The sequence below is a fragment of the Paenibacillus sp. J22R160 genome, from assembly GCF_059692135.1.
This window is the reverse complement of record NZ_JCAUAU010000001.1, coordinates 341,031-365,584: the sequence shown is the minus strand read 5'-3', so window position 1 is coordinate 365,584 and position 24,554 is coordinate 341,031. Positions and strand designations below refer to the sequence as shown.

At 47.3% G+C, this 24,554-nt stretch carries 13 protein-coding genes; 11 read left to right on the top strand and 2 right to left on the bottom strand.

Going from position 1 to position 24,554, the window contains the following annotated elements; all coding sequences use genetic code 11:
- Positions 1 to 41: 41 nt before the first annotated feature.
- Together AC58UW_RS01405 and AC58UW_RS01400 are read left to right on the top strand one after the other, a co-directional pair.
- Entirely contained in the window at positions 42 to 1,607 is a 1,566-nt protein-coding gene (locus tag AC58UW_RS01405; RefSeq protein ID WP_497418935.1) for a multicopper oxidase family protein, read from the top strand.
- 133 nt (positions 1,608 to 1,740) lie between these two features.
- The gene (locus AC58UW_RS01400) at positions 1,741 to 3,366 is read left to right on the top strand and encodes a right-handed parallel beta-helix repeat-containing protein (RefSeq protein ID WP_497418934.1); all 1,626 of its coding nucleotides are present in this window, start codon (positions 1,741 to 1,743) and stop codon (positions 3,364 to 3,366) included.
- Positions 3,367 to 3,454: 88 nt separating this feature from the next.
- Here the strand turns inward: AC58UW_RS01400 and AC58UW_RS01395 are convergent, their stop codons facing one another.
- Together AC58UW_RS01395 and AC58UW_RS01390 are read right to left on the bottom strand one after the other, a co-directional pair.
- The gene (locus AC58UW_RS01395) at positions 3,455 to 5,059 is read right to left on the bottom strand and encodes a response regulator (protein WP_497418933.1); all 1,605 of its coding nucleotides are present in this window, start codon (positions 5,057 to 5,059) and stop codon (positions 3,455 to 3,457) included.
- Positions 5,034 to 6,800, bottom strand: coding sequence for a sensor histidine kinase (locus AC58UW_RS01390; protein WP_497418932.1), 1,767 nt, complete (start codon positions 6,798 to 6,800; stop codon positions 5,034 to 5,036). Before AC58UW_RS01390 ends, AC58UW_RS01395 begins: the two co-directional genes overlap by 26 nt.
- 183 nt (positions 6,801 to 6,983) lie before the next feature.
- On the opposite strand from AC58UW_RS01390, the gene AC58UW_RS01385 reads away from it, so the two are divergent.
- The 9 genes from AC58UW_RS01385 (at position 6,984) to AC58UW_RS01345 (ending at position 24,453) form a co-directional block, all read left to right on the top strand.
- Positions 6,984 to 10,349 carry a cadherin-like beta sandwich domain-containing protein gene (locus AC58UW_RS01385; RefSeq protein WP_497418931.1) on the top strand — a complete coding sequence of 1,122 codons (3,366 nt, stop codon included), beginning with the start codon at positions 6,984 to 6,986 and terminating at the stop codon, positions 10,347 to 10,349.
- A 93-nt stretch (positions 10,350 to 10,442) separates the two neighbouring features.
- A complete protein-coding gene (locus AC58UW_RS01380) occupies positions 10,443 to 11,966 on the top strand; it encodes an extracellular solute-binding protein (RefSeq protein WP_497418930.1) in 1,524 nt (507 codons plus the stop codon).
- Positions 11,967 to 11,992: 26 nt separating this feature from the next.
- A complete protein-coding gene (locus AC58UW_RS01375; RefSeq protein WP_497418929.1) occupies positions 11,993 to 13,633 on the top strand; it encodes a hypothetical protein in 1,641 nt (546 codons plus the stop codon).
- A gap of 17 nt (positions 13,634 to 13,650) precedes the next feature.
- The gene (locus tag AC58UW_RS01370) at positions 13,651 to 14,589 is read left to right on the top strand and encodes an ABC transporter permease (protein ID WP_497418928.1); all 939 of its coding nucleotides are present in this window, start codon (positions 13,651 to 13,653) and stop codon (positions 14,587 to 14,589) included.
- Positions 14,590 to 14,599: 10 nt separating this feature from the next.
- A complete protein-coding gene (locus AC58UW_RS01365; protein ID WP_497418927.1) occupies positions 14,600 to 15,472 on the top strand; it encodes a carbohydrate ABC transporter permease in 873 nt (290 codons plus the stop codon).
- A gap of 54 nt (positions 15,473 to 15,526) precedes the next feature.
- Positions 15,527 to 17,089, top strand: a complete 1,563-nt coding sequence (locus tag AC58UW_RS01360; protein WP_497418926.1) for an extracellular solute-binding protein — start codon at positions 15,527 to 15,529, stop codon at positions 17,087 to 17,089.
- Between the two features lie 67 nt (positions 17,090 to 17,156).
- Positions 17,157 to 18,581, top strand: coding sequence for a sialate O-acetylesterase (locus AC58UW_RS01355; RefSeq protein WP_497418925.1), 1,425 nt, complete (start codon positions 17,157 to 17,159; stop codon positions 18,579 to 18,581).
- Between the two features lie 285 nt (positions 18,582 to 18,866).
- Positions 18,867 to 20,030, top strand: coding sequence for a DUF4317 domain-containing protein (locus AC58UW_RS01350; RefSeq protein WP_497418924.1), 1,164 nt, complete (start codon positions 18,867 to 18,869; stop codon positions 20,028 to 20,030).
- Between the two features lie 628 nt (positions 20,031 to 20,658).
- The gene (locus AC58UW_RS01345) at positions 20,659 to 24,453 is read left to right on the top strand and encodes a rhamnogalacturonan lyase family protein (protein ID WP_497418923.1); all 3,795 of its coding nucleotides are present in this window, start codon (positions 20,659 to 20,661) and stop codon (positions 24,451 to 24,453) included.
- Positions 24,454 to 24,554 lie beyond the last annotated feature (101 nt).

Genomic DNA, 24,554 nt, shown 5'->3' with positions numbered 1-24,554 from the left:
TGATTTCCAAGTTCACGAACAGTGAGGAGGTCAACACTCATATGCCTGCAAAAGTAAAACTTCAAAAATTCGTGGATAAACTACCGATTCCAAAAACCATTTCACCGAAAAAACGAGATAAGAAAGGTTCGTATTATGAAGTTACCATGAAGGAATTTTGTCAAAAACTACATCGTGATCTTGGGCCTACCCGCTTATGGGGGTATAACGGAATGTATCCTGGCCCTACTTTCGACGTGAGGAAAGATGAAACGGCATATGTCAAATGGATGAATGATCTGCCCAGAAAGCATTTTCTCCCCGTCGATACGACCATTCACGGTGCAGGAAAATCTTTTCCACAGGTTAGGACTGTGGTTCATTTACACGGTGGAAAACAGCATGACCATAGTGATGGGTACCCTGAAGCTTGGTTTACGAAAAACTTTGAACAAACAGGACCTATGTTTCGAAGAAAAGTAAGCGAGTACCCCAACCTTGAAGCCACTACGTTATTTTATCATGACCACACCATGGGTATTACAAGATTGAACAATTATGCTGGACTTGGGGGCTTTTATATTATACGTGATCAGCATGAACAATCGCTGAATCTACCTGCTGGAACCTATGAAATCCCTCTTATGATCCAGGATCGCTCTTTTAACCCGGACGGCTCGCTTTATTACCCCGCTACGCCAGATAAAAATAATCCTCGACTTCCTTATCCTTCAATTGTTACACCTTTTGATGCAGATTACATGCTAGTAAACGGTAAAGTATCCCCCTATCTTGAAGTAGAACCGAGAAAATACCGATTCCGCTTGTTAAATTATTGCAATAGTCGAGCTATTACATGCCACCTGGACTCTGGACAGCCATTTTATCAAATTGGAACCGATCGCGGATTATTGGAGAAACCAGTGAAAATGAACGAGATCCTCCTTCTAACGACCGAGCGGGCAGATGTTATCGTTGATTTTTCTCGATCCTTTGGCAAGACGATCATTCTTAAGAATGGCTTCAAAGGTGCTTCTCCCGATACAACCGATGTGATGCAGTTTAGAGTAACCACTCCGTTAAAAGGTAAAGATACCAGTTCGCTTCCAGATGAATTAACGAAAATTGATTTTCTCACTAGAGAGATGGCAATTAGGACAAGAGACCTTACACTCATACGGGTGGAGGATGGATATGGAAGGTCGCTGAATTTACTTGATGGTAAAAGGTGGAGTGACCCTATATCCGAGAAAATGGACTTAGGAGCTGTTGAGATCTGGCGGTTAATCAACCCTACTGCGGATGACCATCCCGTTCATTTACATGTCGTTGACATGCAAATTCTAGAGCGCCAGCCTTTCAGTGCTGCTCAATTTCGAGCCACAGGTAAACTTCAATTTACAGGACCGGCGCGTCCTCCTGAACCAAATGAAAGGGGATTTAAAGATTCGATTCGTGCTCCCGCTGGTTGCGTTACCTCCTTTATCGCGAAATTCGATCCTTTCCCTGGGCTTTTTGTATGGCATTGTCACATGCTCGAACATGAGGATTATGATATGATGCGGCCATTTGAAATCCTGAAGGAGAAAAATAGTATTAAAAAAATACGAAAGGGGATTTTTTGGTAAATCAAGATAGTTATATTTTTAACATAGTTATATTTTTAACTTTTTCGTTAAATCCTTCATATTTGGCGGGCTAAGGAAGCTTTATAATGATGACATAAAGAGAGCCTTTGGCGGATTGAAGGAGGAATTTCTAATGTTTTCTGATAAAAGCATCTATGTCAAAGATTTTACCCGTCCCTCTGAGGAGGACAGCGCAGCAGGTATTCGCGAAGCGATTGATAAGGCTATTGCTGTAGGAGCGGAGAGGGTCGTGTTTGAACCAGGGAGATATCGATTAGTTTCCGTTCATCTGCTGCAGACCGAGGGGATGGTACATGATGCCGGAAGCGGCAATCAACACTCGAAAGAATGCCACCTTCCAATTAAGGGTGCTAGTGGCTTAACACTGCAAGGTGCGGCAGGAGAAAACGGCGAACCTTCCACTGTCCTTGTCGGTTATAATGACGGAACTATTCATGGCTATATGCCAGCCATTCTTTGGTGCGAGGACAATGAGAGTCTGACACTCCAAAATCTAGCATTTACGAGAGAGCCTGTGTTCGCATCTGCAGGAGTCGTTATAGATCGCACGGAGAAATCGATTGCAGTTGAGGTCTTCGAGGGCAATCCGTGCTATGAGAGAATGGGTACATACTGTATGAACCGATTAGATCCCGTAACGGGGGCACTGATAGGGGAAAGTGTCACTTATGGCGGTGGGGCTGACGCCGGTTGGAAACAAATAGGTGAAAGAACGCTTATTCTAAATAGTGAGAGCGTTGCTTCCAAGGTTCGACTTGGCGAGCATCTTTCATGGCATCAAGGAGCGCAAACAGACTTCCAAACTTACTTTGCAAGATGCAATCACCTTGTGCTGAACAATCTACGTGTTATGAATGCCAATGGTTTTGCGATGCTAGCAGAAAGCTGCCGCCATATTACAGCAGATCGAGTCGTTTTTAAACCGGATGGGAACCGTTTGTTCACTGCACCGCGAGATGCATGGAAGCTGTTTAAGTGTGGGGGACAAATTGAAATCAGCGGGATGTATGTGGAAGGCGTTAGAATGGACGGGCAAAATATTCAAAGCAACTGGCTGTTCTTTGGCAGCAGGCTATCGCCTGAAGAAGCACTGTTCTTTGGGAAGTATACGTTCGCAGCTTTGCAGTCCGGCAGTCACATTGAATTCTACAATGGTGAATATATGGAGAAAAGAGTGATTGCCCATTGGTCGCACGAAGGGAAGAAAGATGGGGGCCATTTATATCGCATTCGATTCACGGAGGATATTCCTGAATATGCCGCAGAGGGATCTTTATGTGCAGCCGATTACTGGGAGGCTGACAGCTATACGTGTTCCCACTCCGTGTTTTTCAACATTGCAGGAGCTGGGCATCTGGTGAGGAATGATCATGTCCTTATTACGAATTGCACCTATCGAAACACGATGAATCCGGGGATTCTGCTAGGTGCGGAACTGCCGACTCATGCCGAGGGAGGACATGCAACGAACATTCGAATTGAGGATTGCGAATTCGATCATTGTGGATTTTATCCGCGATATGGCGCTGAGGGATGCATAGGCATCAAATCCGCAGGATTCGAAGGAAAGCATAATCGGAATATTACGATTACGGGGAACCTCTTCAAGAATTCATCAATTGGCGTTCATGCCATTGACGCAGATGAAGTGGTCATAAATAACAATCGATTTGAACGTGTGGATCAGCCCTTGGTTGTTAGTTCAGGAATCACGGGCACAATTGATTTCATAATTTGAGCCAGATAGCAGGAACTCAGAAAAAAAGATTGCCAACCACCTGGCCAGGAAGGCAGGAGAGGAGGCAATCTTTTTTTGTAGTGAATGGTCAAGGATTCACAAGAGGTTGATGGGCGTGTTTGTATTCATTAGGCGTTAACCCTGAGTATTTCTTGAATAAGGTGCAGAAATACGAGTAACTGCGAAAGCCGACCTTCGATGCAAGTTCATAATTCCTGTACTGCCCGGTCTGCAAGTACACCTTGGCTGTTTCCATGCGCTGCTCAAGGATGTAGTCCACAATGGAAACGCCAACTTCTTTTTTGAACAGATGCCCTAGGTAGGATGGACTTAGCTTTACTTTGACTGCGATCGACTCCACATTGAGATCATCGCTTAGATGCGCCTTGATGAACTGGATCGCGGAGGAAAGCTCATGTCTCAATTGCAGCGATTGCGTGCTTCGCTTCCTAATTTCGATGAATCGTCCTATGACTGCATCGAGAGCGCGGAGGAAAGAAGTCTCTGATTTCAGACTGACAGGAGCTAGCGGATTCATTTCAGGAGCTCCGCTACCTGAAGTAAGTAGAGATTCCAGCCAACTTATCGCTATGGATGGATCTGGCTTATACATGAGATATTCATTCCGCACCATTGCAGCCCAATCTCGATAATCCGGTTCTTCCGGATGGTTAATCAATTCTTCTAGACGCATTCGCATTTTATTTAGTGTTTTATCTGGTATCGTCCGGAATGGCAGCGCTTGATCTACGAACAAAGGCTCAGCCGCATCTGAATAAAAGTGGTAAACACCATATTTCACTGTATCCATATAGACGGAACGAAGGGAGGAAATAGTCGTAAAAGGCCGGCTGACGGTTACTATGAGCCGGAGCTTTAAATATTGCTTGAGCGGGTTTGAGAGTTTGCGAATAAATAAGATCATACTTTCCTTAAGAAGACCGTTACTTGATAGTGGTTGACCTGTCAGGAGTAGAATGAACCTCCCGAAACTAACAGGAAACAGCTCGAACCTGCAAGGGAAATCGGCTTGAGCACATTCTCGAATGATCTCGAGCATACTGAATTCAATCAATGAACGGTCTTTAATTGGGTAACGCTGCTCGAATTTGGTCAGCTCATCGACACAGCATTCCATTAATACATAAGAAGACTGAACGAGGTCGATACCAAGCTTCTGCCCATGTGCTACGATTTCCTCCGGTTTGGCTAGTAAAGAAGAGAGAATATCCTCAAGAAACTTTTGACGAAGCGGGTACTGATAATTTTGCACCAGCACCTTGTAGCTATGTTCACTGCTTTGTAGTCGACTCGTCTTGTCAAGCTCCTCACAAGCCTTCGCTAGTGCGGCTTTAAGCTCTTCTGCTTCAATAGGGGATTTCAAAATATAGCCATCGGCACCACTTCTAATCGCTTCTTGTGCAAAGGAGAAGTCCCGGTGAGCGGTTAACATAATGCAGCGCACATGAGGATAATCCTTCTTCAGATGATGGAGAAGTTCCAATCCGCTCATTAGCGGCATTGTAATATCCAGCAGCATGATGTCCGGCTGAATGGAGCCGCACTTCTGCAAAGCTTCAACCCCATTTTCCGCTTCGCCAGCAATCAAGTATCCCCAATATTCCCAGGGAAACTGCGTGCGTATGTATTGACGGGCCAACGGCTCGTCATCCACGATCAAGATGCTCTTCATTCGGATCTGCCCCCAATCTGATTAATAGCCTCGTGCCTTCTTCTTCTGTGCTTTCCAAGTGAATACGGTATCTGTCTCCGTACATCATTTGAAGTCTGCGGTGAACATTCACAAGACCGATGCTATGTCCGTTATTCGTTTCTTCCGTTGTTATTATTCCATTACTGCTATCCGAAGAAATCGTCAGTCGCTCCATGATATCCGATATCGTCTTAGCCGACATGCCCTTGCCGTTATCTTCGATCATAATATCCCAGCCTTCCATCCCAATGGTTGTGCCAATGAACAACACGCCATCCTTGTGATCCGGCACCAAGCCGTGGAAAATGCTATTTTCCACCAAAGGCTGCAGTACGAACTTCGGCAGCTTTCTCTCCAAGGTCAGTGGATCTAGGTCCATGTGAAACGAAAATTTGCCCGGATACCGGATATGCATCAGATGAACATAGTTCTCTAAGGCGATAATTTCCTCTCTTAAGGTAACAGGTCCCGGACTTGCTTTTAATGTATAATCCAGCTGAGCTGTCAAGGAAGAGACAAGCTGATCGACTTTGTTGTACTCACCGGAACGAGCGGCCATGCTGATGGAATTCAACGTATTAAATAGAAAATGCGGTTTGATCTGGGCCTGCAGAGCTAGAAAGTCAGAGATCTGTTTCTGTTTCTCTGACTGCTTCAAATTCGCGATAAGATCGCGAATACGAGCTGTCATTTGATTGAAATGTTTAGCGAGCAGTCCGAGCTCGTCCTGTCGATTTAGCTGAATCGATGTGTCCAAATTGCCAGCGCTGACAGTGTTCATGGAGTTAGCGATCTTACGTATGGGTCTGCTTATCAGCAAGGAAATGATATAAGACATCCCAATGGACAATAACAACGAGATCAAGCCTAGCGCCCAAGTAAACGAAACGGTTTCTTGAAGTGGCTTCAACAGTGCTGCTTTGTCGAGGATCCAAACAACATCCCAGCCGATTGCCGAATTAGTCACTCTTGTAAGGACCAGATTTCGCCCATCAGCTGTTTGACGTTCGGATTGTTTCCATCCACCTTCGAACCATCCGGCTTCGAGTCCATGTAGCTCATACGATTTATTAAATACATTATATTGCGAATAGGGAGGACGTCCAAAGACAGGGCGGTGCAATCGATCAAGCAAAATGATTTCACCAGTAATCCGATTTGTGGACTGGGACTGCAAGGAATCATACAATCTGGCTAAATATAGATCGAGCAGAATAATCTTGTCTCCATCGGTGGAAGGAAGCTTCATTGCTGCTGTCACCGTATAATTGGAGGGCAGTGAGAAATAGGGTCCGATCCAATACACGATGCCGCTTAGCTTAATTTGCTCTAATTCCTTGGTTAATGAGGGGCTATCTAATAGAGCCCATTGCACATAAGAAGTGCTGGCAGCTAATCTTCCCTGTTCAAGCAAATGAATATTGTACACGTTAGGCATATAAGGCAGCAGGCTGTTATTAAACCAACGAATGATTTCCTCGCTTGAGCCGTGCTGAAACCGGCTATCAGTACCAACTGTAATGAATAAGTTACGGATATTCTCCAAAGTTACATTTAAATAGTCATTCGATTTGCTTGCAATCTGGTCCGCATAAGCATACTGGGCATTCAATAAGGAATCTGAGGCATACCGGTAATACCGGTAACCCAGCAAGATAATAATGGATTCCACCAGCAAGAAGGAGATAACGAACACTTGGACAGCAATACGGCGTTTCATAGATGTCCCCCTAAACCGATCTTCTCCTCTCCATTATAAAGGCTTTTCGAGTGAAAGTTAGTGTAAAAGGTAACTTCGTTGAATTTTGAAGCATTTTAATAAATTTTGAATACAGGTGATGGATCAAATGAAGTGATAATGAGGATGTTATTCGAATTCATTGGAAAATAGGGGGGATTTGTCATGTATCAATCGTTCAGACGTACGGTTTACGGCTTTCTTGTACTAGTGCTTCTAATGGCTTCAGGGATAGGCGGCATTTTTGAAGCATTTGGAGCTAATCAAGCCTATGCATCAGAAGCTGTGCAACAAACCATCATTATCGATAACGATAATGATGGGGCGTCCAATAGCGTAGGTGGACTGCCCACGACGACGAAGGGCTATTCCAGCTCGGGCATGCTGGGCGGCGGTGTCAAAAGCACACTTGCCTATGCGAAGGGCTCGCAGAACGCCAATACGAATACAGCCTACGCCACGTACACGCCATCTTTAAGCGAGCAGGGTTTTACAATGGGGACATATCGCGTATCCGTATGGGTTGTTCAAAGAACGGCGGCAAGTGCGAGACTAATGACCGAGGTATATCGGAATGGAGAGTCAACCAAGACGGCATATGATAATGCGGCTCCAGCTGGTGGTTGGGTAGAGGTTGGCATTTTTGATTTTCAAGGAACGGGGGAGGAGTATGTGAAGCTATCCAGAGACCCGGGAGGACCAACCGGTTATTTCAACTCGGATTCAGTGAAGTTCGAGAAGCTGCCATCGCGAATCCATACGCTCAGTCATCTTCAAGTAGGCAGCGCTTCGATTTTACAGCCTACAGTAACTTCATATACATACCTTGTTAGTAATTCCGTTCAAGTGATAACAATTACACCGACAGCGACAGACCCAACATCCGAAATCAAGGTAAATGGTTCGGTTGTAAATAGTGGAAATTCAAGTGAGCCCATTCCACTTAGCGTTGGCGATAATGACATTCAAATTATCGTTCAAGCGGAAAATACGAGCTACATGCAACCCTATCACGTTATCGTTAAGCGTTCCACTGGCAACAACACGAATACACAGTTAAGCGCTTTGCAGTTGAATGGGGTTCCCTTGCAGGGGTTTAACCCAAGTGTGACCACGTATACGTATACAGCTTATTATGAGAGCGCATCCATTTCTATCCTTCCTACAGCAGCTGATGCTGCCGCATATGTATTGGTGAACGGAGCAGTATTCAACTCTGAACAACCGGTGCCTGTTGATTTAACTGTGGGAAATAATGAGATTGAAGTGAAGGTCATAGCTCAAGATCCAGCTTATACGCAGACGTATATGCTGCATATTTACCGTCAGAATGCGGATGCAACGCTGAGAAAATTACAGATCAACGGTCAAGAGCTGACGAGAGGCTACAATGCTATGCCTGGACAAAATCAATCGCCAGGCTTTGAGCCCGATTTGATGACATATGCCTATGAGGTTCCGGCGGGAGTGAATGAAATTATCGTAACGGCAGAGCCAAATGATTCGAAGGCGATCTTTTCCGTAAACGGTGATCTGATAAATAGCGGTACAGATTCTTTACCGATCACGCTGGCACATGGTGTTCAAACCATTCAAGTCGAAGTGCAAGCGGAGGATCGTTCCATCAAGAAGCAATATAACCTTACGGTAGGTAAAGGGAATCATACGAGTGGAAAACCGGCTAAAGCTTCTCAGGAATATTATTTGACGCCGGGGAAACAAGCTGTGGATGGCGACGGGGCCACCGAATGGCGGAACGTGCTGGCAGATGGCACCCCGTATGTCTGGTTGGAGGTAGATTTACGCCGTCATACATCGTTTAATCGGGCGGTTGCTGCATTTTACAACTACACAGACATGCAAAATTTCAAAATTCAATATTCGGACGATGGCATGCAATGGCAGGATGCTTATGTCAGCCATGCAAAGCCTTCCTCGATTGAAAGCGTCAGCTTCCCTGAAGTGACAGCCAGATACGTGAGATTTTATGCGGATAAAGCCAAAGATTTGGTATTTACCGGGCTTTATTCCTTTGAAATTTATGGGACGACGCCACCCACGGACGAACCTGGTGAGAATTATGAACGGTTATCCAACATGTTATTAACAAACGGGCTTATTTCATTTGATCCTTATCTAACCGATTATACGATCGTAACGGATCAAGACATTACAGTAACACCGGTGAAGAGCGCCCTAGGTCAGACATTAAAAATGGATGGTCAAATTCAAAATAGCCTACTTGTTACCAAAGAATCTTTATTCGGCCAAGTCAGAACCGTTCCCATCGAGGTTACGTCCCAGGATGGGGGTCGCAAGATCATCTATCATTTGCATATTGAATTGGTGCCGTCTGTACCGGGATCCGGCTATACGCTTGCTTTTGAGGACGAATTTAATGGCTCTGCGCTGAATAACGATCAGTGGTACTATCGAATTGGAAGCAATGCGTATACCGAGAATAAGAAGGAAAATGTGTCTGTATCGGATGGCTTTCTTAGAATCGCTTTGAAAAAGGAGCCTGCTGGCAGCGGCGGAAAATCCTATTCCGGCGGAGGCATCATCACCAAGCCGCTTCTGGGTTATGGTTACTATGAAACCAGATTTAAGCAATGGAACAAGGAAGGGTTTCACAGCTCCTTTTGGATTGCGGGCTTGAATCAGCGTGTATCCGTTCTTGATGGGGATCAGCTCTACTCACCATCAACGGACTATCAAGTAAATGAAATTGACGGCTTTGAGATTGATACTTCACACCCGGATGGATTAATGACAGCGGGTCATTATTGGTGGCCTGGAGATGCTCATTTGACTTATGTGCCATATACCGCGTACAAGGAAGTGGACTCCTCGGATGGATACCATACCTACGGAATGGAGTGGACTCCGACAAAAATTAAATTTTATGTGGATGGTAAAATGTTCAGAGAAGAATTCTATCCCGGACCGCATGGAGCGGGAACGCAAGGAAGAGGTCAGCATCTATGGTTGACATCATTGGTGTATAAACTTCCTGTCGCGGATGATCAACTGCCTGCAGAAGTAACCTATGATTATTTCAAATTTTACACGAAGGATTATGGATTGGACGCACCTCTTGATGCTGTTATCGTAGACAACGGAGATCCAGGCTATTCGGAAACAGGTACTTGGTCTTCCTCATCAGACGCTTTCGGTTATGACGACAATGACACCAGATTTACAAGGAATATAGGCGATCAAGCCAATTGGAGCAAGGCTGTTGAATCGGAGGGGAACTACGAAGTCCGGATATGGAATCCGTCCTTTCATAATAGTACAACGCAAGCATCTTACACTGTGCAGCATGCGGGTGGAGCAACGTCCGTCATGGTCGATCAGAAGCTGGGAGGCCAGCAGTGGATATCGCTCGGCACTTATCACTTTACACAAGAAGTGGAAGCATCCGTTACGATGACTGCCATGGATAAGGGATACCTACGTGCGGATGCGGTGATGTTCATTCCTACTACGAATGATCCAACCGATCCGGCAAGTGTATTGAAATATTGAAGATTTTTATGAAATGTTGAAAGGCTATTTGGGCTCGTAGACTGTACAATAGACGTATAGCATCACTTTTATTGCAATGAGGGAGAGAGATTTATGGACTTGAAACGATGGCAATCGATTCCCGCTTTGGTGATATGCGTATGTTTGGCCATAAACTTAGCCGGCTGTAATCAACAGTCTGCGAGCCCGAACTCATCTGATGCGAACAATCAAGTCGGAGGAGGGGTGAAGATTGAGGTGCTGGTAAGCGCAATTAACAACCTGCCAACCGATCCGGCCATGGATATGATTAAGAAGGAGCTAGATACAAAGCTTGGTATTGATTTGAAAATAACAGCAGTTGTGGGGGACGAAGATTATAGGAATCAGCGCAATCTTCGCTTAGCGAGCAACACTTCTGCAGATCTGTTTTATGTGGATCGGAGGGATATGATTAAGCTATCACAGCAGGGTAGTTTATTGGATCTATCACCTTATGTGGATCAGCTTCAAGCGACGAAGCAATTTGTCGGTGGAGAAGAGGCGATGGCGGCGGGGACGTTCAAAGGTAAGGTGTTCGGGATTCCGAAGGTACCGCCTGCATCACAATTCACCTTGTGGCTGCGTCAAGATTGGCTGGAACAGGTTGACATGCAGGCACCGATATCACTCGTCGAACTGCTTCAGCTTATGAAAGCATTCACCGAGAAGGATCCAGATCAAAATGGTAAAAACGATACTTACGGTTTTACCGGCAATCCACAATTTAATGCGCTGGATCAAATATTCGGAGCCTACGGTACTACGTATCCAGGCAAGTTTTATTTGAAAGACGGAAAGCTTATGAACTCCATCTACGATCCTCGTCTGAAGCAAGCGCTTCGGTTTATGAATGACATGGTCCAGCAAGGTGTCGTTGATCCCGATTTTCTGGCGAATACGAAAGGACAACAGAAAGATAAAGCCTATCAAGGACAGGTTGGATTGCTGAATATCAATTGGCCAATCGTGGTGAATAGCGATGCCGCTAAACAAATTAGTGCCTTGCAGCCGCAAGCAAAATGGGTTCAAATACAAGCGCCAATAGGACCGGGAGGCTCCTATAACGGTTATGACGACGTGGGTGCACGCAGCATGCTGGTTATGCCTGCTTCGCTTCAACAAGAATCGGAAAAAATGAAGAAGGTTATGGAACTGCTGAATTATTTATCCTCTACAGAGGGTTCTCGTCTTGTGCAGTATGGACTCCCTGGCATTCACTATCAATTGGATGGGGATACCATTACGGCAACCAATCAAATTCATGATGTTGTATATTCGCACTTGTACCAATTAGTCGGACGTGATGAAATGACCTATTTACGAACGAAATTCCCAGATGCCGAACCTTATTATCGTTTCGCGATTGAGCAGCCAAGGTTGAAGGTTTATGACGCTTTTATCGAGCTGCCGCTTGGATATAATGCTACGGACGCGAATCGGTACATAATGGAGGAGACGTTCAAATTCATTTACAATAAACGGCCGATTTCGGAGTATGACGATTTCGTTCACACGTTGGAGAACACCTATCATTATGATCTATACATGGAAGCAGCTAACAAGCAGCTAGTAGAACAAAATTTGGTTAAACCGTAATTCGTTATCTAGGAAGGTGCTATAACATGCTGAATGTAACAGAACAAGATTCACAGAACTGTGTACTTGCCAGGGACTTTGGAGCCGTACCGGATGACCCATCTGATCAGGCTGAGGCGCTTCGAAGGGCTATAACGTTTGCTGCTGCGAATGGAAAATCGCGCGTACTGCTTGATCCTGGAAAATACTACCTGCATAGCTATGTGACAGATAGGGAAACGGAGCATCAGAATTGGGCTCGCAGACATCTTTGGATTCGCGATACGCATGACTTGACGCTTGAAGGCGCGGTGGATGAGGGTGGCAATCCGGCATCAATGCTAGTTGGTTGTCACAAAGGAGAAAACGAAGTCTATTTGCCTGCTATCTTATGGGCAGAGCGCTGCTCCAATTTGCAGCTGCGAAACTTGAAATTTTCGAGGGAGCCAGCGTATTCCAGTGCTGGAGTCATCGTCGACAAAGGGGATGATTTCGTTGTCGTAGAGGTATTTGAAAGCAATCCATATATAGATGGCATGGCGTGCTTCTGTGCAAATCGCTTTGATTTGCAAGCTGGCGCACTGGTTGGCGAAAGTGTCACTTACGGCAAGGGCGCAGGTGTCAATTGGCGAAGCATTGAAGGAGGCGAGGGATGCAGGTTGAGGCTTGAAAGCCCTGATGTTGCTGAGAAAGTAGCCATTGGCGAAGGGCTATCATGGCATTTTGGAGCGAATACGGAGTTTCAAGTGCAGTTCAAGGAATGCCATCATTTGAAGCTCGACAATCTGCACACGGTTAGCTCGAACGGGTTTGCGATGCAGACAGAATGCTGCGATGGCGTGAAAGCAAGTCGTGTGCGATTTCAACCGGAAGGGAAGCTGCTGTTCACAGCGCCAAGAGATGCGTGGAAAATTTATAAGTGTGAAGGTGATTTTGAGATCGAGCACATGTTTGTAGAGGGTGTGCGGATGGACGGTCAGAACATGCACAGCACGTTCCTCTTGGTTGACAAGGCGATTGATCGCCATCGCCTGCGCCTCTGGGCGAAATGGAGCTATGCTCCGCTTCGGAATGGCAGTCGACTTACCTTCTATAACGGCGAAGAACAGATGGAGAATGCGATTCGATCCTGGAAACCGGACGGTCATGGCAATGGTGGTCACTATTACTTGATCGAATGTGAAGAACCAGTGGATTTGCAACTGGACCTGAACGCGCATGCTGTCCCATCCTGCTGGGAGCTAAACGCTTATACGATGAAACATTCCGTGTTTCGTAATATAGCTGGCAGCGGACATATCGTGAAGTACAGTCAGGTTACCATTGAGGACGTTTCCTATGAGAATTTAATGAATGCCGGCATTATAATTGGTGCCGAGTGGACTGAATTTTACGAGGGTGGCCATCCGAAGGGAATTGCAATTCGCCGATGCAGCTTTGATAACTGCGGCTATACGCCCCGTTGCGGAGTAACTGGCGGCATTGGCATTCGTTCGGAGGGACTTGAGGGTTACTATAACAAAAACATCGTCATTGATGAATGTACGTTTCGGCATGTACCCATCGGGGTGGACATTCATCATGCGGAAGGTGTTCACCTCGTTTGTAACCGCTTTCACAGTGTTGAGCGGCCATACAGAATCGACCCGCATACAACCAGAATGATCGTTACGGAAGAAAGGAAGTGAAGCGTTTGGACATAACTGTGGAAAAACATATCACCTCAAGGCAGATAGAACGAAGAAGTGCGACCTTGAAGCACTTTAAGCATCACAAATGGCTGTATATCTTTTTGATACCGGGACTGCTTTATTTGCTAGTTTTCAAATATATTCCCATGTTCGGAATTGTTATCGCCTTCAAAGACTTCAGCTTAGTTCGGGGAATATGGGCAAGCAAATGGATAGGCTTTGAGAATTTCACCTACTTGTTTCAATCACGTGACTTTTACAAAGTGTTAAGCAACTCGTTAATCATTAGCTTTTATCAGATATTGTTCGGATTTCCGGCTCCTATCCTATTGGCCGTCATGCTCAATGAAGTCAGAAATCTCATGTTCAAACGAATATCTCAGACGATCCTGTATTTGCCTCACTTTATTTCCTGGGTCGTGCTCGCAGGGATGATCATTAATTTTTTATCGCCATCAACGGGACCGGTCAACTTTCTGATTAAAGCCTTGGACTATGAGCCGATTTCTTTTCTGTTAAAGCCGGAGTATTTCAGAACGATTCTCGTATCGGCTGAAGTTTGGAAAGGAGTTGGGTGGGGAACCATCATCTATCTAGCTGCAATGACCGGTATCGATCCCTCCTTGTATGAATCGGCCAAAATGGATGGGGCATCCAGACTGCAGCAAATCCGCTATATCACATTGCCGGGTATTACGACGACGGTCGTCGTCCTGCTCATTTTGCAGCTCGGCAACATTCTTGACAATGGCTTCGAGCAAGTATTCCTTTTGTATAATCCAATGACCTACGAGGTGGCCGATGTCTTCGAGACGTATACGTACCGAATTGGTTTAATCGACGGCAGATTGTCATTCGCTGCAGCAGTAGGACTGTTTAAAGCTGTGATCGGTTTCGTTCTCATACTAGCGGCGAATCGGATTGCAAGATTGTTCGGAAAACAAATTTGGTAGGTGAGAGTACATGAGCATTAAGAAACTAGAGCTTTTCGATGCCATCAACTATACGCTGCTCACGCTCATCTGTGTGGTTATGCTGTATCCGTTTATCAATGTAGCCTCAGTTTCCCTGAGTTCCTACTCGGCTTACGTTAATAATCCAATGATGATCTGGCCGCATGAGTTCAACTTAGCTGCTTATCAAGAGATCATGTCGCGTGCACTACTGTGGAGAAGCTACTTGAATACAGTGATTGTTACGATCTGCGGAGTAAGCATTGGCATTTTCTTATATATCATCACGGCATATCCATTGTCCAAAAGTGTGCTCAAAGGTCGAAAGCTTCTCATGGTGCTCATCGTATTCACGATGCTATTCAACGGGGGATTGATTCCCAATTATTACTTGATGCGCTCGCTGGGGCTGCTAGATACCCTTGCAGCTTTAATTCTGCCAGCCTTGTTCTCAGGCTTCAGTCTTATTCTGATGAAGAATTTCTTTGAATCGCTGCCCGAGGAGCTGGAGGAAGCAGCACGAATGGATGGCGCATCGGATCCCTATATCTTATTTCGGATTATCGTTCCTTTATCGATGCCAATTATCGCGACCTTGTGTTTGTTCGCAGCGGTAGGCTATTGGAACAACTTTTTTAATGCGATCATTTACATTCGGAGTGTAACGAATTGGCCGCTCATGCTCTACCTGCGTGAGGTGATTGAAGCGGCTAGTATGATGGCTCAGCAATCGAATGCCGCGGAGACGGGCTCTCAGCAGGTGACAAGTGAAACCTTAAAGTACGCCACTCTGATGATTGTGATGATTCCCATATTATCTGTTTACCCTTTTCTGCAAAAGTATTTCGTTAAAGGGATCATGTTAGGTTCAGTCAAAGGATAGTCATCGGGGAAACCCGCACTATAGTTCAGCTTTACTTAGAGGAGGGTATTAGAAATGAGTAAGAAACGTAAAGGAATGGTGGTTGTACTTGCAGGTATGATGCTGTTAACGGCTTGTGCTTCAAATTCAACGGATCCAAGCCCAGGTTCAACGGCAGCAAGCACGCAACCGGCACAATCATCAAGTCCAGTAGCTTTGAAAATCATGGCTATGCACGACCAACCAGAAATATCGGTAACAGATGCCAAGTTTATTGCGGAGTTGGAAAAGAAGAACAACGTGAAGCTGACTTTTGATATTCCACCGGTTACAGGGTATAAAGAGAGGCTGCAACTCATGCTCGCATCAGGCGAATATCCAGACATTGTTTTCTTCGAAAATACGACGGATCAGGCTTTCCAGAACGCTGTTCGTGATGGCATCATTGTTCCGGTAACCGATTATCTGAAGTCAGCTGCCAACTTGAACAAGTATACGTACCAAGCTTCTTGGGATCAGCTGAAAGTTAACCAGGATGGAAAGATTTATGGTATTCCACGGACCTCAGTCGTTCGCAATGACGGGTATTGGATAAGGAAAGATTGGCTCACGAATGTAGGTCTTTCGGCTCCGGAAAATGCGGAAATAACGATTGCGCAGTTTGAAGACATTTTGAAGAAGTTCACCTTCAACGATCCTGACAAAAATGGGAAAAACGATACGTACGGATATGCTGGGGCATATAACGCACGCAAGGTGCTGGATCCGGTTTTAACGGGACCATTTGGTCTCTTGGGTTGGCAGAAGACAGCAGGCGGCGAGTATGAATATATGAACGCCATGTATGATCAGAAAGGGGATGCCTTCAAAAAGGCCCTCGAGTTCTCGGGCAGGCTCTACAAAGAAGGCGTCTTCGACCCAGATTCGGCGACGAACGACGGGACGAAACAGCGTGAACGCTTCTGGCGCGGATTGACTGGAGTTTATCCTGGCTTCGCAGGACACTACACTTGGCATCTTCCCGAGTTGAAAAAGCAGCAGCCAAATGCGGAATTGACTTTTGTTCATGTGAAGAATGAAAAAGGTGAAGTTAAGGGCGGTAATCTGGCGACAAGTCCGACAGGACTATGGGGCTTCTGGGCCGTTACCAAAAATGCAAAGAATCCTCAAAAAGTAGTGGATTTGTTTGATTCATGGATTTCGGATGACATGTGGCCGACTGTCGTCGATGGGTATGAAGGCTCGGATTACACAATAACGGGTACTGAGAAGAAAGCGATTGTGTCGCCACCGAAATTCTATATTCGTCGTAACTCTATGCGAAGAGCGAATGATACAGAATTCTTCATCACTACAGGAACTCCTAAGGATGTCGTGGATCAAGTGAAACCATGGCTGAAAAAGTCGGTAGACACGGTTGTTCCTGGTATGGATCTTGGTTTCCAGCCGGAAGCTGCGAAAAAGCCAAATTATATGGATTTCCAAAAAACATGGGATACAACAACGATGAAAATTCTGATCGGTGAGGTTCCGGCTAGTGAATTCGATACGCTGTTAGCTGGTTGGTACAAAAACGGCGGTGCCGATTATGTGAAGCAAATGAATGAATTTATTAAAAAAATCAATACAGGTAAATAAAGCAATAATGACAAAGGGAAGCGGTGCACGATGGGGCTGCTTCCTTTATTAATTGGGGGAGAGAAAAATGGAACAATCGCTTAAACAAGATGCCGAGAGAATGGAGAGTGAACCCGTTGGAATGCGGGTAGAAGGACCAAGTCCGCAAAGGGTGTATCAGCGCAATACGATGGGGCTAGCCGAATTGACTTATTCATTAAGGTTTACTTTGCCAGCTAATGGACATGTGGAAGTACGAACCGCGATGGACGGAGACTGGATATATGCAGGATTGATCCGTGATCAAGAATCGTTCGATGGTGTTCTGACTGGGCTGTCTGCTGGAAGCCATTGTCTGCAATTTCGCATTCGCGATAGCTCAACTGAAGAGCTAATAGCTGAGACGAAAGTGGAGCCTGTCTTCGTTGGAGATCTCTGGGTGCTTGCCGGTCAATCGAATATGCAAGGCTGCGGCACGCTTCTTGAAGTGGAAGAGCCACAGGAAGGGGTGAGCTGCTTCTACCTTGATGACCGTTGGGGCATAGCGGAGGACCCTATGTGTTGGTATTTTGAAGCCGTGGATCCTGTACATTGGAGCGTTCCCGATGAAAATCTACCAGAGGCGCGCATCAAGGATCGGCAGACCAGGTCGCGCGGGGCAAGCCTTGGCATTTCATTCGGCAAAGAATTGCTGCGAAATACCGGTGTCCCCGTCGGACTCATCGTTTGTGCACATGGGGGAACAAGGATGACACAATGGGACCCAGCGCTGCGGGAGCAGGAAGGAAACTCCTTATACGGGGCCATGCTGCGCCGGGTTAAAGCAACCGGGGGCAAAGTGACAGGTTGCTTATGGTATCAGGGAGAGAGCGATGCCAATTCGGAGCAGGCTCCGATGTATGCACAGCGAATGGAGGCGTTCGTCCAACGACTGAGAGAAGACTTACAGGAGCTTCAGTTGCCTTTTATTTATGCGCAACTGGCACACTTTCATTCGTGGGATAAACAGCATGAATGTTGGTGGGACTTTATTCAACACGAGCAATTACGTCTAGAGCAGAACTTGGAGCCATGTGCTCTTGTATCAACGGCGGATGCTACACTTTCCGATCCTATTCATCTGGATGCCTCTTCTTTGAAGGAGATCGGCAAACGATTCGCATGGCAAGCGTTAAGGCTGGCTTATAGCGAGAGCCGCCCAACAGGCCCACGCGCAAGTGCCTTCACATGGAATGCCGATCGTACGGAATTGATGGTTCATTTTACGGGATTGAACGGCTCATTTCAGCAAGTTAATAGAGTCTTCGGTTTCCAGATCGAGTTGGCAGACCAGGTCTGTCTGCCCGTCGCATCTATTCTTTCAGAAAATCGGCTGGCCGTTATACTCCGTTTCGAGCAAAATATTTCCTATACAGCTAAGCTGAAGTATGGAGCCGGCTACTATCCGGCACTTAATTTAAAAGATGAGTTAGGGATACCCATGACGTTATTTGGTCCGGTTCATGTTCCTTAATTCGATATAACTTTTGTATGTTCGGGATAGGCGTTTGAGTGAAGTTGGATAGGTGGGTATATGAACCGGAACTCCGTTGGAGTTCCGGTTTGTTGTTTTTTCAGGAGCGATTATCGTGCAATTGATCTTGTTGAGGAAATGGATCAGCGTGATCAGCGACAGTATGTCTCTGTTCCCTTGACAAGTTTCCTGGTATTCCTTACGATTGACCAAGTCCTCTTGTATCCGAAAATAGAGTTTATTCTGGTAAAGCAATTTCACTTCTTAGGAGATGACCGACGGCTCATGATGAAAAAAGAAATCGCACATATTCGCAAGCAATTTAAATTAGATCACGAGATGCTTAAACTTTTCGATATTTTTAACGTGTATATTATGAAGGAAAGCAACGAGATCTACCACTATGAGCGCCAGCCATTCGCCCTATTGGACAGGGAGAAGCAGGAGTTATATATGGCCAATTTCAAAAAACTGCTGACCGGCGAATTAGATCAGAAGATGTTCGAGTTAAAATTTCAAGAGGAAGCGGAAGAGCCTACACAGGTGCTTCTTCATCAAGGTTTGATAACCGGCAATGCGCAAGAATGGCAGGACTTAATGCTCTTGTTGGTGGACAAAATGTTGGTAGATACCGTATACGAACAGGATACGGTGATTACTTTCGTTCGCGGACAATATTCCCGCCCGACCAAGGCGAGAAACGATGAAGCCGAACAGAGCGAAAAGGACGAAATGTTCGCGAATTTGTTCATTCTGTGCAGCGTGAATTCCACAGAGCAACAGCGGAAAACGCTCATGTTTGATTACGTCGAGAGGGAATTTAAGTATAATGTCTTCGTAGATCCGATCATTAAATTAAACACGCCAGAGCAAGGTTTTTTCTACCCTAGTGTGACGGACAACTATTCCGACGTTAATCGTATTCTATATTGCTCAGGGAGAGCGAATGAACCCAACGTGGCCTTCATCGATCAAGTCTTAAATGCCGAGAAGACCGTAACGGCGTTAGAAGAGAGAGCCATTTTTGAGGATATCGTGAAGGAAGTGGCAGGCGAACACCTGGATGCGGCAACGATCGCTCAAGTGTACGAGGAAATTCATCGGGTCATCGAATCCAACGAGGAAGAAGAGCCTCCGAAGCTGGATTATAAAGATGTGGAACGCATGCTGGCGGTGAGCGGCGTGGAGGACGTGACGAGGGAAAAGGTAGAACGGGCATTCCAGAATGTTGTCGACGACAAAAACTACGAAATCAAAGCAAGCAGCGTCATTCCGAAGTTCACTTCGAAATCAATTAAGATTGATACGAAGGTAGCCACGATTACGATCAGTCCGCAAGATTTAAAGTACGTGAAACAGGTGAATTATCAAGGAAAACGATGTATTTTAATTGAGGTTGACGAAGACGCCGTGATCGAAGGATTTACGCTCAGTACGGAGACGTTGTAAGGTATAGTATTTTAAGTTAAAAGAATTAATTTAGCAGCATGCAATAGACCGCCGCAAGGGTCCAATGACAAACTTCACTTTGTCAATCGTCCCGAGTGGCGGTCTTTTGTCTATCTTTGATGCTTCCGGAAATCTCCCGGCGTCGCGATAACAATCACCACTGATTTTTGAACAAATAGGTATGATTTTTAACCTACCCCTTGACCGGCTCGTGGTGTAAGGTGGGATTAACTGGATATCGCAGCGATTCTGGTGGATTTACGACGAAATGAAATAAGAGGGGGTGAATTGAATGGTCCACGCCAACTAATTAAAATCGCGAGATTAAAGTTAAGTGAAAATTCCTCCGGTCTGCATGAAGGATATAACGCATCTCCAAACGAAGCGGAAAAATGCTGCGATAGATATTCCTAGTCTTGTAGAATCATAAGCTGCGCAGAGATCCACTGTGCATCACATAATTTCCAATCACTACTTTCCACCATGATCCGCGTAACGTACCCATATGCTGGAATAGTTTCACATCATATAAAACAATTTTAGAAAGCGTTTCCATTTTTTCTTTGGCACTATACAACGGATCAACCCGTTGACACATCAACATTTGTTGAAGGAGGAGAACAAAAAAATGCAAAAGACAATGCAAAAACTCGTATCTCTGTCCCTAGCGCTGGCCATGTGCCTGTCCCTGCTGACCTTTAGCGTCCCGGCTGCGGCTGATGACGGGGGGCGCAATCTGCGCCAGGTAGAGTATCTGACACGCGGCTTGGTCGCTGCCCAGGTCACAGGCGGTATATTCCTGAGCTGGCGCTTTCTGGGAGACGAGCCCGATGGCCTCTCATGGAACGTCTACCGTAAAGACGGTGAAGCAGATTTTGTGAAGATCACCACGATCACACCCCGGAATGTACAACCCGAGAGCAACTACGAGACAAACCCCGGCATTGTGAAAGAAAATGTCACCCCATCGAACTACACCGACCCGAATGGTCTCCTATCTTCCATCTATGAGGTAGCACCGGTCATTAGCGGCATTGAAGGTTTGAGACAAGGGATGTCTGTCCCCATGTTGTCGGCCTTGGCGGGAAGCGCGGGACAGGCTGGCAGAGGCGCCGTACAATATATCCCGATGAAGCCAGCTCCGGCACCAGTGCCGCTCGCGCACTTCATGTACCGAGACAACAGGTTCGGCCCAGGCACTAATCTGAACGCGGCTAACATGGTGATCCCAGGAACGGGCGGGCAGCACTGGTACGTCGTCGATATGGATTTGCTCAAAGCTTTCCGCGAGCCCCATGACAACAAGACACCGGTCAGCGTGACTGATCTGAGCGGATGGGTCACTAAGCTGGACGCGTACAATCATGAAACCTGGCAGCCGACCAACTCCCTTGGGAACGACGGCATCATCAGCGACGCCTTGTACACGGAGCTGGAGGCCAAGTTCATCAAGTACGTCGAGGAACTGGACAACGGCACCAAGCTGGCCTACGCGAAAACCAGCACTGGCGCCATCTATACATCCCAAAGCTCCGCCTACGCCACCCATGACATGACGGTGGGCGATTTCGACGGCGACGGCGAATACGAGATCGTCGTTAAGTGGCGCAGTACCCAGCAAGACCCCATGTATTCCGAACCGATCTTCAGCGGCGGTAACAACTTAACCGCTCCCGAGTACATAGACGTGTACAAATTGGATGGAACCCTGCTGTTCCGTGTCGACATGGGCTATAACGTAAGGGCGGGGAACGACCACGAGACTACACTGTTTAGCGAAGACTTTGACGGTGACGGCAAGGCGGAGCTAATGCTCAAGACGGCCTTAGGCACCCGTATCGGCAACTGGGATGAAGCGTCGCAGTCCGTTGTATACCCAGATACCGTGAGCACCGTCGTTGGTGGCGAGAACGGTCTGAACGCGACCACGGACAAGTTCAAGGAATACTTCACCTCGGGCAACGAACAGGCCCTTGACAACAATTGGTCTCTCCTTAACAGCTTCACCATCTCCTACCGCAGCCCGATAGCCGGAGGCGGCAACGACGGAGTTAATGATCCGACAGTCAAACGGTGGATTAAAACCTATCACGTCGGTCCGATCGGCCCCGCCAAAGACGACCAGGAGTTTTTCTCGGCCTATAAGTGGGACGATGAAGCGGGTAAAGGCGTGCTCGTAGACAGCGCCAAGTATCCGTTCCCCTACAAGGGCAGTGTTGATGGCGATAACTGGGCTATGACGCCAGAATCCCAGCGCGGCAATTTCTCATATCTGGCCTTCCCCGGCCCTGGAGTTGGTAGTTCAGCTAGTGATTATAAAGCACAGATTATGGCTGAGAAAGAAGCCTACTGGCTTGAGCATCCATGGAAGGCTGCTGTATGGGGCGACGCGCAGGGCAACCGCGCCAACCGCTACCTCGGCATTGTGGCCGCTCTTGACGGCGTTAACAAATACGCCGTTTCGCAGCGTGGCTATTACGCAAGGACGACATTCGCCGCCTTCAATATCGTGAACGGCAAGGTCAAACTCCAGGCCAGCTTCGACTCGGCCGATCCGCGATACTGGGCTCTGGGCGGCACCGCCTACGATTACCAGAACCGTGGCAACCATCAAACCCAAACCGCCGACCTTGACGGCGACGGTCGGGATGAGATCGTGATGAAAGCCATGGTCCTAGGCCTGAGTTCCGACAAGACCATGATCCTGCCCAAGGTACTTAACGGCGATATCATGCCTACAATTGAGGGGCAGAACAGCATCCCTCCGGTTGCTGACAGCTTTGAGTTCGCGACCGACGCGGTGCGCAGCAACCCGCTGAACAGGTGGGCACCGCTCCGCCACGGTGACCGCAGCGCACTGCTCCCGGTCGACAAGGACAACAGTATCAAAATGTGGTCAGGCAGCGAGGAGCACATTTTTGATGACATCCGCAACGGCAAGCAATACGGATGGCTGCCTGGTCCGGAGGCCCACGACCCGATGAAGGGCAAACGGCTTAACGAACAAGGCCAGATTATCTATGAAAACTCGCTGATCTTCGGTGTATACGCCGGCAGCGACGCCGAAGGCGCAGTGGCGGGCAACTTCTCTAACCGCTGGCCAGGCGCGCAAGGATATTCGGAGAACGGCGCCAGAAGCATGATTACCGGCGAACTTCTGAACGGCAGCAGAAACCTGGGCAGCGGCCAGAACGCTATCTGGTTCGGTGGCGGCTTGACGGCCATGGCTGTCAGCAGCGCCACCATCAGCACGGTCAACGATCTGACCTTCGCGACCTCCTCTTATCTCGCGACCGGCCTCACGTCGACCGGCAATAAAAGCACACCAACACTCAAGGCTGATATGTTCGGAGATTGGCGCGAGGAGCTCATTCTCCGAGGCAGCAATAACCGTTTGGCTATCGTCACAACCCTATCACCGACGGAGTACGGCATTCGCACACTGATGCACGACCCGATGTACCGCAGCGGTGTGGCCAACAAGAACACGGGCTACGATCAGATGGGCTTCGCCAGCTTCTATCTGGGTGACGAGGCTAGGCTGCCGTCCAAGAGGACTGATATCTCAGTCCCAACGATGGCACCCAATACCCAGAGTAAAATCAAGCTTACGGGCCCGGCCACGGTACGGCCCGGCGAAACGTTCGAGCTGATTTACAGCGGGAAGGATCTGGAGTCCGGAGTCATAGCGCAGGATCTGACCTTCGAGTTCGATCCGACAGTCGTGGAGCAGGTATATAATCCAGTCACGATGGCCGAGGGGCAATTCGTCATTGTTAATCAGAAACTGGTGGACGGCAAGCTGCGCGTACTGGGTGTTCATCTTGGCGACAAGCAGACAGATCCGAACGGAGATCTATTGAAGCTGAGCCTGAGGGCGAAGCCGGAATCGGAAGGGAATACGTCGATTCTGCTCAGCAAGGTGGTTACGGCGGATGCAAACGGCGTTGAGACGACGCTCGCAAGTGTGAGCCACAGCCTGAGAATTGAGCAGCAGGCGGTGGTAGATAAGACGGCTCTGAATGCGTTGATTGCGGATGCACAGGCTAAGCATGACCAAGCGTCGGAGGGTAGCGGAGTCGGTCAGTATCCTGCAGGCTCGAAGGCGACGCTGCAGGCGGCGATCGATCAAGCCAAGGCGGTTGCGAATAACCCGGCAGCCGATCAGGCGGCGGTGGATCAGGCGACTGTGCTGCTGCAGACAGCGTTGCAGACGTTCGTGAATTCGGTGAACAAGCCGATTGGCGGCGACTACAACAATGACAACAAGGTCAGCGTCGGCGACCTTGCGATGGCGGCTCAAGCCTATGGCAAGTCGTCCACGGATTCTGACTGGAGCACTTGGCAGAAGTTTGATCTGAGCGGTGACGGCAAGGTAGACATTCAGGATCTGGCTATGCTTGCTAGCCAGATTCTGAATTAGCAAACAACAACAACGGAGTACCGCGTGTTCGCGGGCTCCGTTTTCTATTTATCGTGTTTTTCGATAAAAAATCATGCTTTACGTCAAAGACGCTCCAAGTA